The 13,528-nt window shown below is 34.3% G+C and carries 13 protein-coding genes; all 13 read left to right on the top strand.

Annotated elements, in window-relative coordinates:
• The first annotated feature begins 187 nt into the window (after positions 1-187).
• The 13 genes from glf to tnpC all read left to right on the top strand — a co-directional run bounded on the left by glf (position 188) and on the right by tnpC (position 13,158).
• A complete protein-coding gene (gene glf / locus IV64_RS03480) occupies positions 188-1,306 on the top strand; it encodes a UDP-galactopyranose mutase (RefSeq protein ID WP_057705783.1) in 1,119 nt (372 codons plus the stop codon).
• A 356-nt stretch (positions 1,307-1,662) separates the two neighbouring features.
• Positions 1,663-2,298, top strand: coding sequence for a hypothetical protein (locus IV64_RS03485; protein WP_057705784.1), 636 nt, complete (start codon positions 1,663-1,665; stop codon positions 2,296-2,298).
• A gap of 20 nt (positions 2,299-2,318) precedes the next feature.
• Positions 2,319-2,903: a P-loop NTPase family protein gene (locus IV64_RS03490; RefSeq protein WP_057705785.1), complete on the top strand. Its 585-nt coding sequence runs from the start codon at positions 2,319-2,321 to the stop codon at positions 2,901-2,903.
• A complete protein-coding gene (locus tag IV64_RS03495) occupies positions 2,893-4,005 on the top strand; it encodes a serine hydrolase domain-containing protein (RefSeq protein WP_057705786.1) in 1,113 nt (370 codons plus the stop codon). Before IV64_RS03490 ends, IV64_RS03495 begins: the two co-directional genes overlap by 11 nt.
• A gap of 11 nt (positions 4,006-4,016) precedes the next feature.
• Positions 4,017-4,796 (top strand): DUF4422 domain-containing protein, encoded by a 780-nt coding sequence (locus tag IV64_RS03500; RefSeq protein WP_057705787.1) that lies wholly within the window; start codon positions 4,017-4,019, stop codon positions 4,794-4,796.
• Positions 4,797-4,830: 34 nt separating this feature from the next.
• Complete coding sequence (locus IV64_RS03505) at positions 4,831-5,739, top strand: glycosyltransferase family 2 protein (RefSeq protein WP_057705793.1); 909 nt, start codon at positions 4,831-4,833, stop codon at positions 5,737-5,739.
• 16 nt (positions 5,740-5,755) lie between these two features.
• Positions 5,756-6,946 carry a CDP-glycerol glycerophosphotransferase family protein gene (locus IV64_RS03510; protein WP_057705788.1) on the top strand — a complete coding sequence of 397 codons (1,191 nt, stop codon included), beginning with the start codon at positions 5,756-5,758 and terminating at the stop codon, positions 6,944-6,946.
• Between the two features lie 9 nt (positions 6,947-6,955).
• Positions 6,956-8,059 carry a glycosyltransferase gene (locus IV64_RS03515; protein ID WP_057705789.1) on the top strand — a complete coding sequence of 368 codons (1,104 nt, stop codon included), beginning with the start codon at positions 6,956-6,958 and terminating at the stop codon, positions 8,057-8,059.
• A 23-nt stretch (positions 8,060-8,082) separates the two neighbouring features.
• Positions 8,083-9,402 (top strand): O-antigen polymerase, encoded by a 1,320-nt coding sequence (locus tag IV64_RS03520; RefSeq protein WP_057705790.1) that lies wholly within the window; start codon positions 8,083-8,085, stop codon positions 9,400-9,402.
• 76 nt (positions 9,403-9,478) lie between these two features.
• Positions 9,479-10,891 carry an oligosaccharide flippase family protein gene (locus tag IV64_RS03525; RefSeq protein WP_057705794.1) on the top strand — a complete coding sequence of 471 codons (1,413 nt, stop codon included), beginning with the start codon at positions 9,479-9,481 and terminating at the stop codon, positions 10,889-10,891.
• A gap of 182 nt (positions 10,892-11,073) precedes the next feature.
• Positions 11,074-11,259, top strand: a complete 186-nt coding sequence (locus IV64_RS03530; RefSeq protein WP_057705791.1) for a hypothetical protein — start codon at positions 11,074-11,076, stop codon at positions 11,257-11,259.
• Positions 11,249-11,638, top strand: a complete 390-nt coding sequence (tnpB, locus tag IV64_RS03535) for an IS66 family insertion sequence element accessory protein TnpB (RefSeq protein ID WP_057705792.1) — start codon at positions 11,249-11,251, stop codon at positions 11,636-11,638. The genes IV64_RS03530 and tnpB overlap by 11 nt, the downstream gene beginning before the upstream one ends.
• A gap of 56 nt (positions 11,639-11,694) precedes the next feature.
• A complete protein-coding gene (gene tnpC, locus IV64_RS03540; protein WP_157061017.1) occupies positions 11,695-13,158 on the top strand; it encodes an IS66 family transposase in 1,464 nt (487 codons plus the stop codon).
• Positions 13,159-13,528 lie beyond the last annotated feature (370 nt).

Genomic DNA, 13,528 nt, shown 5'->3' on the forward strand with positions numbered 1-13,528 from the left:
ATAATCATCAGATGAATTATTGTATTTCATCTGACAACCATAAAGGGATTATCGCATTTATACAAAGTGACTATTCATTCGTAATTTTTTAATAATAATTCGAGTTGATTTATTAATAAAACTTCAATTCATATAAATTTTTGATATAATACTTTGATGGTACTTTACAATTTTGGAGGAAATTAAATTGAGCAAATATGATTATTTAATTGTCGGTGCTGGCTTATTCGGCGCAGTTTTTGCACACGAAGCAGCTTTGCGCGGGAAGCATGTTAAAGTGATCGAAAAGCGTGAGCACATTGCGGGAAATATTTATACAAAAAAAATCGATGGGATTCAAGTACATCAGTATGGTGCTCATATTTTTCATACGTCTAACAAGCAGATTTGGGATTATGTCAATCAATTTGCTGAGTTTAATCGCTATACAAATAGCCCTGTAGCAAACTACAAGGGACATATGTATAATTTGCCATTTAATATGAATACATTCAGTGAACTCTGGGGTGTACGCACACCTGATGAAGCAAAAGCAAAGATCCAAGAACAAAAAGATGCAGCTCAATTAAGTGGGGAGCCTAAGAATCTTGAGGAACAAGCTATTTCACTTATTGGAACTGACATCTATCAAAAGTTAATTAAAGGCTATACGGAGAAACAGTGGGGACAAAAGGCAACTGATTTGCCGGCTTTCATTATTCGGCGTTTACCTGTCCGCTATACTTTTGATAACAACTATTTCAACGATACTTATCAAGGTATTCCAATTGGCGGTTATACTCAGATTGTTGAAAAAATGTTGGATCATCCTGAAATTGATGTAGAAACCGGTGTTGATTTCTTTGATAAGAAAGATGAATACCTTAAGGCTTATCCGAAAATCATTTTTACGGGGATGATCGATCAATACTTCAATTACCAATTAGGTGAATTAGAGTATCGGTCACTACGTTTTGAAAGTGAAAAATTAGATGTTGGTAATTATCAAGGTAATGCGGTAATCAATTATACTGATGCTGAGACACCTTTTACCCGGATTATAGAACATAAGCACTTCGAATTTGGTAAAGGCGATAAAGATAAAACAATTATTACTCGTGAATATCCAGCTGACTGGAAGCGGGGCGATGAACCTTACTATCCTGTCAATAACAATCGGAATAATACGCTTTATAAACAATATGCAGCACTTGCCAAAAAAGAGGGTAATGTTGTCTTCGGTGGACGATTAGGGCAGTATCGCTATTATGATATGCATCAAGTTATTCATGCGGCATTGACCACGGTTTCAAGCGAGCTTGATTGAGACGCGCGTCTAAAAAAAACTTGCTAAGAGGACTCCATGTATTTTAGTGTTTCGGCATAGCTATTTGCTGTGTTTGAGATTTGAGTAATGTAACGGTTGTTTTTCAATAAGGATAATATATTTGTAGTATTCACTTTTTAGTAGTCAATTTTATATTCGACTACTTTTTTGTTGATATAGGGTTGTTGTATTTTTGATTATATTTTTTGCTTGTGATAGTTTCTGGTATAATGTTATATCATAGAATTAATTTGTGATTAATATAATAGGTAGAATACACACATTAATATTAACAAATGTTTCTAAAGTGTAAATAGATTTCTAAATTGCTGAGATGTTTTGGGAGGATGACTAATTTGTCGACATGGAAACAAATTATTTTGTTTAAGCTACTAAAAAGGAACTTTTTCAAGTCGCTGTTAACAGGGCTTGTTTTTGCAGTTATTGGGATTGGATTAGGAATCTTTGTAAAGCCTGCAACATATGAATCGTCTGGACAGATGGTTCAAAATGATAATAACTATGGGCTAATCAATTCTTATGGGCAGTATTTAACATCGGCTGAGTATAAATCAAAACTTCAGGCCGAAATTGATCAAAGTAGTTGGAAAAATTACTCAAAAAAAGATGATTATAGTGTATCTATTTCAACAGGAACAAGTTCACCGTTTTTTTCAATTAATATAATTAGTCCCAATCCAAGCTATTCGATTTTCTTAGCAAATCACGCAATGTCACTGTTCATAAGTAATATTGGAAAATACTTATCGGGTGCAAATGTCTCTTTAGTAAACAATGCTAAAAAATCAACTCGAGTTAGTATCAAGCGTAGTTTGATGGCAATCGCTATGACAGTGTTTGTTGTTGTATTTTTCTTGGTATTAATAATCTCATCATTTCGACAATTAATGCTTGGAAAGGTCAAAAGTGACGATTATCTACGTTCAGTGGTTGGAATTAATAAAATTGGAACGTTTGATATTAAGAATTAAATTGGAGGTGTATCGATAAAATGGATAACATAAAAAGAATTACCAGAGAGATTAATTCTCAATTGATTAGTCAAAATCGAGATATTAATTCGTTAATATTTTTAACAACTTCTCAATCAAAGGCTCAACCAACTATTATTGCTAATCTTGGTATTATGTACGCGCATGCTAAAAAGAAAGTAGTGATTGTTGATACGGATTTCTCAACGAACGTTTTTTCGGGTGCATTTGATTTAAAGAATGAGCGGGGGTTGTCAGATTATTTAGAAGGTGAGGCTTCCCAGAATGAAATATTACAGGATGTCTCCAATATTGGACTATCAGTAGTTCTTGCTGGAACTGTGAGAGGTCAAAGTTCTGGATATTTTATCAATGATCCGCGGTTTAATAGTTTGTTGAAACAATTGATAGCTGAAAATGACTATGTATTTATTAACACTCCAAAATTTGTAAAAATTCATGATTTTCAGAATCTTTTCAATATTACTCGAAACATCGTGTTGGTTGTTAATAATACCGGTGATTCTAAACGGAATCTCTTGAAGATGATTGACGCATGTCAAGAAATGAACGGAAATATATTGGGGTATATCAGTGCGAAGTAAGAAAACAATTTGGCAACTTATATTGTTGGTTATATTAGTTTGTGCAACTATAGTGCTGGTCTTTTTAGGAAATCAGATTTTTGATTCGATAAAAAGTCACCCCAGAGTGACACCTTCAAGTGAAAAAGTTAATTTAGAAACGACTTTATCACAGGGAACTAATTTGAATGTGAATAAAATTGATTCTAAAAAACAAGCATCATTAGAAAAACTTGTAGAAGATCTAAATGAAGACAAATTTTTTGGAGCTTATCTGGCTGTGAAAAATGAGAAGCTTGTTTTAGCAACGCGATTTGGTGTTGCTAATGCTAAAATTGGCAATGTTTTTCGCCTAAACAGTCCATTTGTTATAGGAGATTTACAAACGCTTTATAATAATGCAATGCTTTTAAAGCTAGTTCAGGATTCGAAAATTGATTTAGATGAGGATGTTAGATCATATTTACCTGAATTAAAGATGGAAAGAAAAATAACTGTAAGAGATCTTTTATTTAACAAAGTATCGGTATTTGTTAAAAGTAAGTATCTAAATGAGTTTGAAACGCCAGATTTTCTCAGAAAAATTAAAAAATCAAATTCAAAGGATTCTGTTTTAGCCAATGATTTTATCAAAGGAAAAATTATTAGCAAGGTTGATAATATGACGTATGCGGATGCTTTTGAAAGCCTAATCACAGAAAAAATGGGCTTAACTAATTCACGTGTGATTACGTCGAATTCTTTATGGACAAATGATGTATTGAGTTATAAATATATGATAGAAAACAAATTGCCTGTTCAGAAGGATGAAATAGATATAAAGACTATTCAGAATAGTAATTACACTATTCGAATGTCACTATCTGATTTAGCATTATCAACTAATAAGATGTTGAAATCGTCATATTTAAATAAAAAAATGGCTAAGTTGTATAAGAAGAGTATGCCATCTAGTTATAAGCAAAGTAATGGCTATTTACTTAGTACTTCAAAAAGTGGACAATATATAAAAATCAAAACGGATAGTTCTGGGAAAAACATGTTAATTGTTGCGTCTAATTTTCCAAATAAAAAAATGCTCTTAAATACACTACTAAAAAGACTACAAGTTATTGTCTATTAAGGGGGAAAATGATGAGGGTTAAAATACTAGTGGCTGCCCATAAGAAGTTTCCCATGCCAGAAAATCGAAATATCTATTTACCTATTTTGGTTGGTGCTAAAAAAAATTATAAACCTGGGATTGATTTCCAGAGGGATGATATTGGTGTTAATATCTCAGCAAAAAATCCGAATTATAACGAATTGACTGCAATTTATTGGGCATGGAAAAACTTAAAAGATGTTGAGGCAGTTGGCTTAGTGCATTATAGACGAGTTTTAAGTACGCATCGCAAAGGTGGATTCCCTTCGGTCTTAAATCAAGAGGAAATTGACAGCTTACTCTTAAATCACGATGCCATTGTTCCACGTAAGCGACATTACTATATTGAAACTAATTATTCACATTATATTCACGCACATCATAAGGAACCTCTTGATCAAACTAGGGAAATAATTAAGACTAGTTGCCCGGAATATTTAGACGCGTTCGATAAAGTTATGTCTCGACGTAGTGCACATATGTTTAATATGTTTGTAATGAAAAAGAATGTGTTCGATGATTATTGTGAATGGTTATTCCAGATTTTAACTCAGGTCGAACAGAGTATTGATATTTCAGAATATACAACACAAGAGGCTAGAGTCTTCGGTTATATTTCTGAATTGTTGTTCGATGTTTGGCTTTTAGAAAATAACATACAATACACGGAATGTTATTGGCAACAAATTGGGAAAAAACAAACTGGAAAAAAGATTTTTTATTTTGTGTGTCGAAAATTCGGCTTGAATTTTGGAAAGACTCATTTTTAGAAGTTACTCAATGTTAAGGGGAACGGTGCAAACGATGTTAAAAGATTCCAATTTTAAAAATGTTGCAGTAATAGTAACGTACAATAAGTTAGGGTATTTAAAGAGTTGCTTGGAAGGTGTAATGAAAAGTGATCAGTTTTTATATAAAATTGTCATTATTAATAATGCAAGTACAGATGGAACGAAAAAATATTTAAATACACTACAAAAAGAAAATGATAAGTTAGTTGTTGTGAACGAGCGAGATAATCTTGGCGGAGCAGCTGGTTTTAATCATGGAATTAAGCGTGCAATGATGTTGGATGCAGATGCTGTTTGGGTTATGGATGATGACACCATCCCCGATGGAACAACGTTAAAGAATATGATTGATGCACGTCAAAATGTAGAGCATGAGTTTGGATCATGGGGAGTATTAGCAAGTAACGTACGATGGATTGATGGTTCAGCAGCACTAATGAATGTACCGCAAGCAGGAAAGCCATGGAATCGGTCCAATCTTGCAAATCTTATTTCAATTGCACATAGTTCATTTGTTTCGATGTATATCAATGCTAAAGCTATTCGACAAATGGGATTACCCATAAGTGATTTCTTTATATGGGGTGATGACGTGGAATTTTCAGAACGAATTGCCCGTGTATATCCAAGCTTCTGTGTCACGAATAGCAGCGTTCTTCACAAAATGGCGGAAAATCAAAAAGTTGATATTTTAACGGATAATAAGGGTAGAATCCCACGTTATTTTTATGATGTGCGAAATAAAATTTATATGGCCAAAAAACAAGGGCTTAAAGCATGCTTAAAATATATTATACATTTTGTCATTGTTTTCTGTAAGGTTATTTTTAAGAGTAACTATAAGTTGTTAAAAATATCTACGATGTTAAAAGGTTTAGTTGCGGGGATTACTTTTAATCCGAAGATCGAAAAAGTTCATTAGTATATAGGAGAAAAAAATGCTTGCTTTTAGAAGACTTGTCACAAAACTATTGAAAGAGACTAAATTTTTTAGTCGTTTATATGTTCTTTATTCCTGGTGCTTGATTAGTATCTTAAAGATAATAAGTCTAGGAAAAACTAAAAAAACGATTATGTTTGTTTCATATGGAGGAAAACAGGTTAGTGATAGTCCAAAACGAATATTTGACCTAATGCAATTAGATCCTTTCTTTAAGGACTATCGACTTGTATGGGGAGTACTAGATACTGATAAGTATTCAGAGATGGGATATGATGTCGTTAAAATGGATTCCATTAACTATTTTCGAACTTGTATTTCTGCTAGAGTTTGGATTACTAACTCAGGCATTAAACGTTACACAAATATGAAAGGTAACCGGACTTTCTTTGTAAACACTTGGCACGGAATTCCAATGAAAAAGATCGGAAAAGATGAAGTCAGTGTTAAAAAATCACCACTCTTTCAAAAAAAATGGGAGGAGTTTGCGACTGCAGACGTAAACTTATATTATACTGACTATGACTATAAAATTTTAAAACATGTCTTTAATGCTAATGCTGAATCAATGAAAAGAATGGGATTACCACGCAACGATTCTTTATATGAGAAAGCAAATACAGATAAAATCAGACAACAATTGGGAATTCCCTCTGATAAGAAAGTGATTTTGTACGCACCGACAGTCAGAGGAAATCAGACAGAGTCAAATGGAAGTAATGATTTCAGAGTTCCTATACATTTGGAAAAATGGGCTAAAGAGTTACCAAATTATGTTATTTTGTTTCGGGCTCACTATTTTGTTAATAAGGTACTAGAGGATCAGAACAAGTTATTCTATGATGTTACTGACTATCCTAGTTTGAATGAATTGATGCAGGTGTCAGATTTACTCGTAACTGATTATTCGAGTTTAATATATGATTATTCAATTCTTCAGAAGCCGATTTTTTGCTATGCTTATGATTTTGATGCATACAAGGCATATCAAGGATTATATGAAGATGATGTGGATAAAAAAGTTCCCAACTTTATTCAAACAGAAGCCGATTTGATTGACGCTATAAAAAATGTTGATGTAAAGAGTGAGAAAAGGAAAACGCATAGTTTTTATATGCGGTATATTGGTGAGAATACTCGTGATTCTGGTAAACGAGTATTAGCTACAATCAAAGAAGCAATTCAGTAGGTGGAAAGAATGAGCAAAGTATTAGTAGTCACCAATAATTTAGACTCTGGCTTAGGGATAACGGAATGGATCAGACACTATTATAATGCATTAGTACGTGAGTATAATATGGACGTGACTATCATTGTAGAGTCAGGAAAAATTAATGTTCCTAGCGGATATTTCGAAAAAAAGATAAGAATCATTAAATTTCATGAAATGAAGACAAAGCCGTTGGCGTATGTTTTAGATTGGTTGAAATATCGTAAGACGTGTAATTTATTTGATTACATTCATTTTCATACAGATAACCTAACTAAATTTTTCCCGCTATTACTGTTATTTAACAAGAATAATGTAGTAATTCATTCACATAACTCGACAAACGATAAAGTTACTAGTAGTAAACTTAAAACCATTATGAATAGTATTGGTAAGTATGTTGTAAAGCAATCTAAATTTGTGAATTTTGCTTGTTCAGATACCGCTGCGGAATGGTTGTTTGGCAATCAACCATATATACAAGTCAATAATGGGGTGAATATTAAAGATTTTGCATTTAATAATGAGTTACGAAAACGTTATATAATCGAGTTACAGCTTCAAGGTAAGAGAGTTTTTGCGCATGTTGGCCGGTTTTCACATCAGAAAAATCAAATACGGCTTATAAAAATATTCAAAGAAATTCATAACAATATTCCTGACTCAGTATTATTGTTGATTGGTCAGGGAGATTTGGAAAATGAAATTAAACGGATGGTTAGTTATGAAGGTCTTACTAAATCAGTAAGGTTTCTAGGCTTTCGAAATGATATCAGAAACTTAATGAATGCTGTTGATGATATCATTTTTCCATCATTATATGAAGGGTTACCCATATCGTTAGTAGAAGCACAAGCTAATGGGGTGCCAGTTTTTTATGCTGATACGATTACATCCGAAGTGAAATTATTGCCATCGTCAAAAAGTTTCAACTTGAGTCAAAGTGATAATAATATTGCTAGTATAATACTTACTAATTTAGTTGAAATGGATGCTTTAGAGAGAATAAAGGCCCAGGATATTGTCGAAAAAAAAGGGTATGGCGATGAGCATACTGTCACTCAGTTGTATAATTTTTACTCAAAAAGATAGTATTTGAGCGGGAGGAGGAAAAGATGCTCTTATTATTTTTGGTAGTCCTGTTGATATTAATATTAATTGTCAACTATCAAGTCCATAATCATGAAATATTAACTCCATCCTTTATTTACACGGCTTCGTTTTGCCTTTCGACTATTTGGGCACTTTTGTATGCACAAAAATGGAATTTGAACTTGCACTTAAATACATTTTTAGTACTCTTTCTGGGAGCACTAGAATTTTCAGTCATTGCATATTTGTGTAGTATTTTGTATCCAAGTTCATGGTTAAAAAGTCCAATCACTGATACTGAATCTCCACATTATGAAATACGCACCTGGAAAATAGTATGTGTTGTAGTGTTTGAAATTCTTGTTATATTAATAACATTAAAGACAGTGCGTTCAATAATTCCAGGTGGAAGCTTGTCTCAGGCAATCTATTCGTATCGATCGCAAGTAATTGATCCAGTAAAAAGTCTAAGATTGAAGCCCTTTCCTGAATATGTTGTTTTATCCCGTGCGTTTTCTGATGCAATTGGTTATTTCTTTTCATATTTAACTGCTAAGGGACTTATTATTTCAAAAAAAGTGTATATTAAATATTTGTTGCCGTTTATTTTAAGTATTGTAAATAGCATGTTACTTGGCTCACGTGGTGGTACTATAATGCTATTAATCGCAGCATTAGTTTATGTATATTCCCTCTACATGAAGAAAAATGAATGGCATACTAGGGGAAATGCTAAAGTGATTGTTATAGCGGTAGCTATTTTTATTGTGGTAGCATTTTCTTTTCAATCATTGGCTAGTTTGCTTGGAAGAAATGTTTCACAATTTTCAGGAATGGATTATATGGCGATTTATTTAGGAGCAGAAGTTAAAAATCTAGATACTTATTTACAAACAATAATTTTCCCAATTCATCGGGGGATAATTGGGGGACAAACATTCATTAATTTGAACTCGACCTTTAGTAAGATTTTTGGCTTGAGCAATTTGAAGTATTCGTTGAATCTTCCGTTTTTATCTGTTAATGGGTATAGCTTGGGTAATGTGTATACTTCATATTATAGCTATATTAATGATTTGGGTTATTTTGGGGTTTCTATATTAGTCGGACTTATGTCTGTAATTAGTCAGTTTTCTTTTGACACAATGAAGCGATTCACTTTACATGGTAAGGTACCACTATCCTTGCTGATATATGGAAAAATCGCTACGACGCTTGTGTTTGCTTTCTTTTCTAATAAATTTTACGAGGACATATTTACCCTTACTTTTATCAGAATGGTTGTTTTTTGGATGATTCTAAATTGGATTCTGTTTGATAAGAAACGAAGTATTAAAATGTAGGTTAGCCGAGTTCGATTTTGGGGTTACCCAGATATAACATAAGTGATATTAGAGCTAACAATAGATGGAGCAAAATATGAAAATCGTAAAAAATTACTTATACAATGTAGGATATAACATTCTAATTTTGTTGACACCACTGTTAACGGTTCCATACATTTCACGAGTCCTGGGTCCAAATGGTGTAGGAATAAATGCTACGACTAATTCAGTTATTACGTATTTTTTATTGGCGGGAACAGTTGGCATAACTATATATGGAAACCGAGAAATCGCATTTATACGCGATAACAGAAGAAAAAGATCACAGGTTTTCTGGGAAATTGAATTATTACAAATTTTGACTATTACGATTGCTTATCTAGGATTCTGTCTGTTTTTATATTTTCAAAGTGAACTTCGAATTTATTTCTTTTATCAGTCTTTTTATATTATTGCTGGTGCGTTTGATGTCTCATGGTTTTTTATGGGTATGGAAGATTTCAAAAAGACTGTTATACGGAATACTTTAATTAAATTACTCTCTCTGATTGCAATATTTACGTTCGTGAAGACACATGATGATGTTGGTATATATATACTAATACTTTCATTGTCGCAATTATTAGGAAATTTAACTTTATGGCCCTATTTACCTAAATTGGTGGAAAAACCGGTATTTAAAAGATTAAAATTATTGAGACACTTAAAACCTTCTTTAGCACTTTTTGTGCCGCAAGTTGCAACAACAATTTATCTTGCAGTAAATAAAACAATGTTATGGAAATTAGATTCAGTAACTGCTTCAGGTTACTATGATTATTCGGATAAATTAGTTAAGCTAGTTTTAGCTATTGTTACATCAACTGGTACTGTGATGTTACCACATATTGCAAATCTGTATGCAAAGAAAAGAATTGCACAGGTTAAAGAGTACCTATATACATCGTTTGATTTTGTACTTTCTATCTCGATTCCAATGTGCCTAGGAATTATGGCGTTAGCAACGGCACTAGCACCCTGGTTTTTTGGGAGACAATTTGCATTAGTAAATCGTTTGTTAATGATTGAGGCGCCTGTTGTCATATTGATTGGTTTAAGCAATGTAATTGGTCAGCAGTTTCTGCTGCCTACGAAACAAACATTTACATATACAAAATCGGTTGTATATGGTGCACTGACGAATGTTGTGATAAATGTACCATTAATATTGAAATTTGGAGTTTATGGTGCGATGCTTGCAACAGCTTTATCCGAAGTAATGGTAACTTCATATCAGTTATTCAAAGTTAGAAAAGAACTGAAGTTTAAACGCTTGTTTACAAATGTATCTAAATATGCCATTGCAGGTTTAGTGATGTTTATGCCAATTTATAATTTAAATATTTCAATGCAAATATCGACTATTAGTCTTATAGTACAGATCACTCTAGGAATCATGTTTTATGGTGGTATGTTGTGTGTGTTACAGCCAAGCATTTTTCGGCATTTAGATTCATTTAGACGTTAATCGAAAACTTATTATGAATATCCAGTAAGAGGTATTAAGACTGTTATTACAATCTTAATACCTCTTCTTCTATACCTAAAGTGGTGTTGAAAGTAAGTACCTAATAACTGACCGTCTTCCAGGTGCCAACTAAACAAGGTATGATTGCCTCATCAAATAAATTTGGTGAGGTTTTTATTATTATGGATAAACATGACATTGTTAAAGTTGAAATGCCACACAATCTCAAATCGTCGGCGCCTCAGGCGACGGCGACCAAAGCGGTCCAACTACGGGTTGATCAAAATAAGTCAGTTATCATCTACAATAAAGCTAGCGGATATATTGTAGAAGCCTTATTAAAGGCGGTGTTTGACCATGCTCATTGATACAGGAAAAATTCATCAGATCTATATCGTTTGCGGTAAAACAGACCTGCGTCGAGGTATTGATGGGTTAGCGGCAGTCGTTCAGCGACAATTTGAACTGGACCCTTACAATCAATCGCTATATCTATTTTGTGGTACCCGTAAAGATCGATTCAAAGCGTTGTATTGGGATGGTGACGGTTTTCTTCTTTTGTATAAGAGAATTGAGGACGGACGCCTTCAATGGCCGGTCGATCAAGATGCGGTTCGAAAATTGAATTACAAACAATTTTCACGGCTGATTAGTGGTTGGTCACTGGATTCAACTGTTCATAAAATAAAGCCGCCTAAACCTGCGGCTTCGTCTATGTATTCGCTTTCACATGTGGTAAACTCTTAAACAACGAGTAAAGGATGTGTAGTACGCTAATGACATCAGAACAAGAATAAATCGCAATGTTGAACAAGAAAGTACAGGAACAAGCCGAAATTATCGACTATCTGACTCAAAAACTGTTTGGAAAAAAATCGGAACAGGTTGACCCTAATCAATTGTCTCTACTGGATGAGGACGATAGTGTTTTTACGCAACCAGAGCAAACTGGGCAAGAAAACCACATCTCAAATCAAGTACAGCCAACGAAGAAAAGTCATAAGACGCGGCAAGCAAGCTTAAACCCTGATTTGCCAGTCAAAAAGACCATCGTGGATGTCGAACATAAGCAGTGTCCTCACGGACACCGCTTAGTTTCCGTGGGTTCAAAGTTTGTCCGTCAAGAGCTTCATTTTCAACCGGCCAAGCTTTACCTAGAAGACATCTACGCAAATACATATAAATGTCCCAATTGTGAGTCAATTGACGGTATTGCCCACTTAATCCAAGCTTCAGTACCAAAAGCATTGATTCCGCATAGTCTTGGTTCGGCATCGGTGATTGCGGAGATCATCCATCAGAAATTCGAACAAGGAGTTCCATTATATCGTCAATTGAAAGACTGGCAGAGAATGGGTCTTGAATTGTCAGAAACGACTATCTCTAACTGGGTCATCAAAGGCAGTCAAGTGATTGAGCCGCTCTATAACTTAATGCGAAAAGAGTTGGTCGATCACGCTTACCTTCAAGGTGACGAGACACCGATGGAGGTTTTACATGAGCCAGGCAAGCTACCAACCGCCAAATCGTATATGTGGTTGGCCCGAACAACCTGTCATGACATAAATCCGCTGGTGATTTATGCTTACAGCCAGACTCGTGCCAGTAGCTTTGCGGCAGAGCTTTATCACGGATTCTCGGGAGTGCTTCAATGCGACGGTTACGCTGGATACAATAATTTGGAAGGCGTAACTAGATTAGGCTGTTTTGCCCACGTGCGGCGCAAGTTTTATGATGCGGCATTGGTTAAAGGAAAACTTGTGATAGCCTTATTAAATCAGATGTTTGCCCTTGAGCAACAATGGCAGCATCTCTCACCGCATATGCGACGTCGTAGACGGCGCGGCCGACTGCGAAAACTTTTGAAAAAGTTCTGGCACTGGATCGATACGGCAGCGGTATTGCCAAAGGCACGTCTGGGCAAGGTAATTGTTTATGCTCAAAATAATCGAGTTGAGTTGAACCGTATCCTAGATTACGGTGCGATTGATTTGAGCAATAATGCGGCCGAACGCAATATGAAGAGCTTGGTGATTGGTCGAAAAAATTGGCTTTTCAGTACTAGTCAGGCCGGTGCCAAAGCGATCGCCATTTGGATGAGCATAATTGAATCGGCCAAAGCTAATGATATCAATCCATATGACTATGTTCAGTATCTCTTAGAAATGATTCCAAAACTACCAACTTTTGCGAATGAGGCACAGTTGGCGGTTTATTTTCCATGGAACTATAAAAACATGATTACTAAGCTGACACAGGTAGCCTAGATCAAAAGCAAATGTGGCGTCCTCAAAAAACGAGGACGCCACATTTTTTTCATTTCAAGACGGTCAGTTATTAGGTGCTTACGTTGAAATCACTTACAATGGTAAATATTTCTTAAATCCTCTAAACTCATTTCAGATATTCATAAACTATCTTCACTTTAAGTCGGATATTACTAGATTTGATAAAAAAGTCTAGTGATTATACGGCATAGTTGTCTAATAAATTGTAGAGATAAGCATTAAAGGTATTCTTGGACCTTTTAGAAAGAGAAAAATTAAAAAATAAATAAGTAAATTTTGTTAGTTAAAGATTATTGCCTGATTTACAATTCAAGTGCACCACTTAAATAATTGGACCAAAAAGGCCATG

It is taken from the genome of Lactiplantibacillus xiangfangensis (assembly GCF_001438845.1).
GTDB lineage: Bacteria > Bacillota > Bacilli > Lactobacillales > Lactobacillaceae > Lactiplantibacillus > Lactiplantibacillus xiangfangensis.

What these genes read in the sequence shown, in the direction of transcription:
- tnpC (WP_157061017.1), top strand. Translation starts at nt 11,695, where the DNA reads ATGTTGAACAAGAAAGTACAGGAACAAGCCGAAATTATCGACTATCTG.
- IV64_RS03510 (WP_057705788.1), top strand. Translation starts at nt 5,756, where the DNA reads ATGCTTGCTTTTAGAAGACTTGTCACAAAACTATTGAAAGAGACTAAA.
- IV64_RS03530 (WP_057705791.1), top strand. Translation starts at nt 11,074, where the DNA reads ATGGATAAACATGACATTGTTAAAGTTGAAATGCCACACAATCTCAAA.
- IV64_RS03490 (WP_057705785.1), top strand. Translation starts at nt 2,319, where the DNA reads ATGGATAACATAAAAAGAATTACCAGAGAGATTAATTCTCAATTGATT.
- IV64_RS03500 (WP_057705787.1), top strand. Translation starts at nt 4,017, where the DNA reads ATGAGGGTTAAAATACTAGTGGCTGCCCATAAGAAGTTTCCCATGCCA.
- IV64_RS03520 (WP_057705790.1), top strand. Translation starts at nt 8,083, where the DNA reads ATGCTCTTATTATTTTTGGTAGTCCTGTTGATATTAATATTAATTGTC.
- tnpB (WP_057705792.1), top strand. Translation starts at nt 11,249, where the DNA reads ATGCTCATTGATACAGGAAAAATTCATCAGATCTATATCGTTTGCGGT.
- IV64_RS03525 (WP_057705794.1), top strand. Translation starts at nt 9,479, where the DNA reads ATGAAAATCGTAAAAAATTACTTATACAATGTAGGATATAACATTCTA.
- IV64_RS03505 (WP_057705793.1), top strand. Translation starts at nt 4,831, where the DNA reads ATGTTAAAAGATTCCAATTTTAAAAATGTTGCAGTAATAGTAACGTAC.
- IV64_RS03515 (WP_057705789.1), top strand. Translation starts at nt 6,956, where the DNA reads ATGAGCAAAGTATTAGTAGTCACCAATAATTTAGACTCTGGCTTAGGG.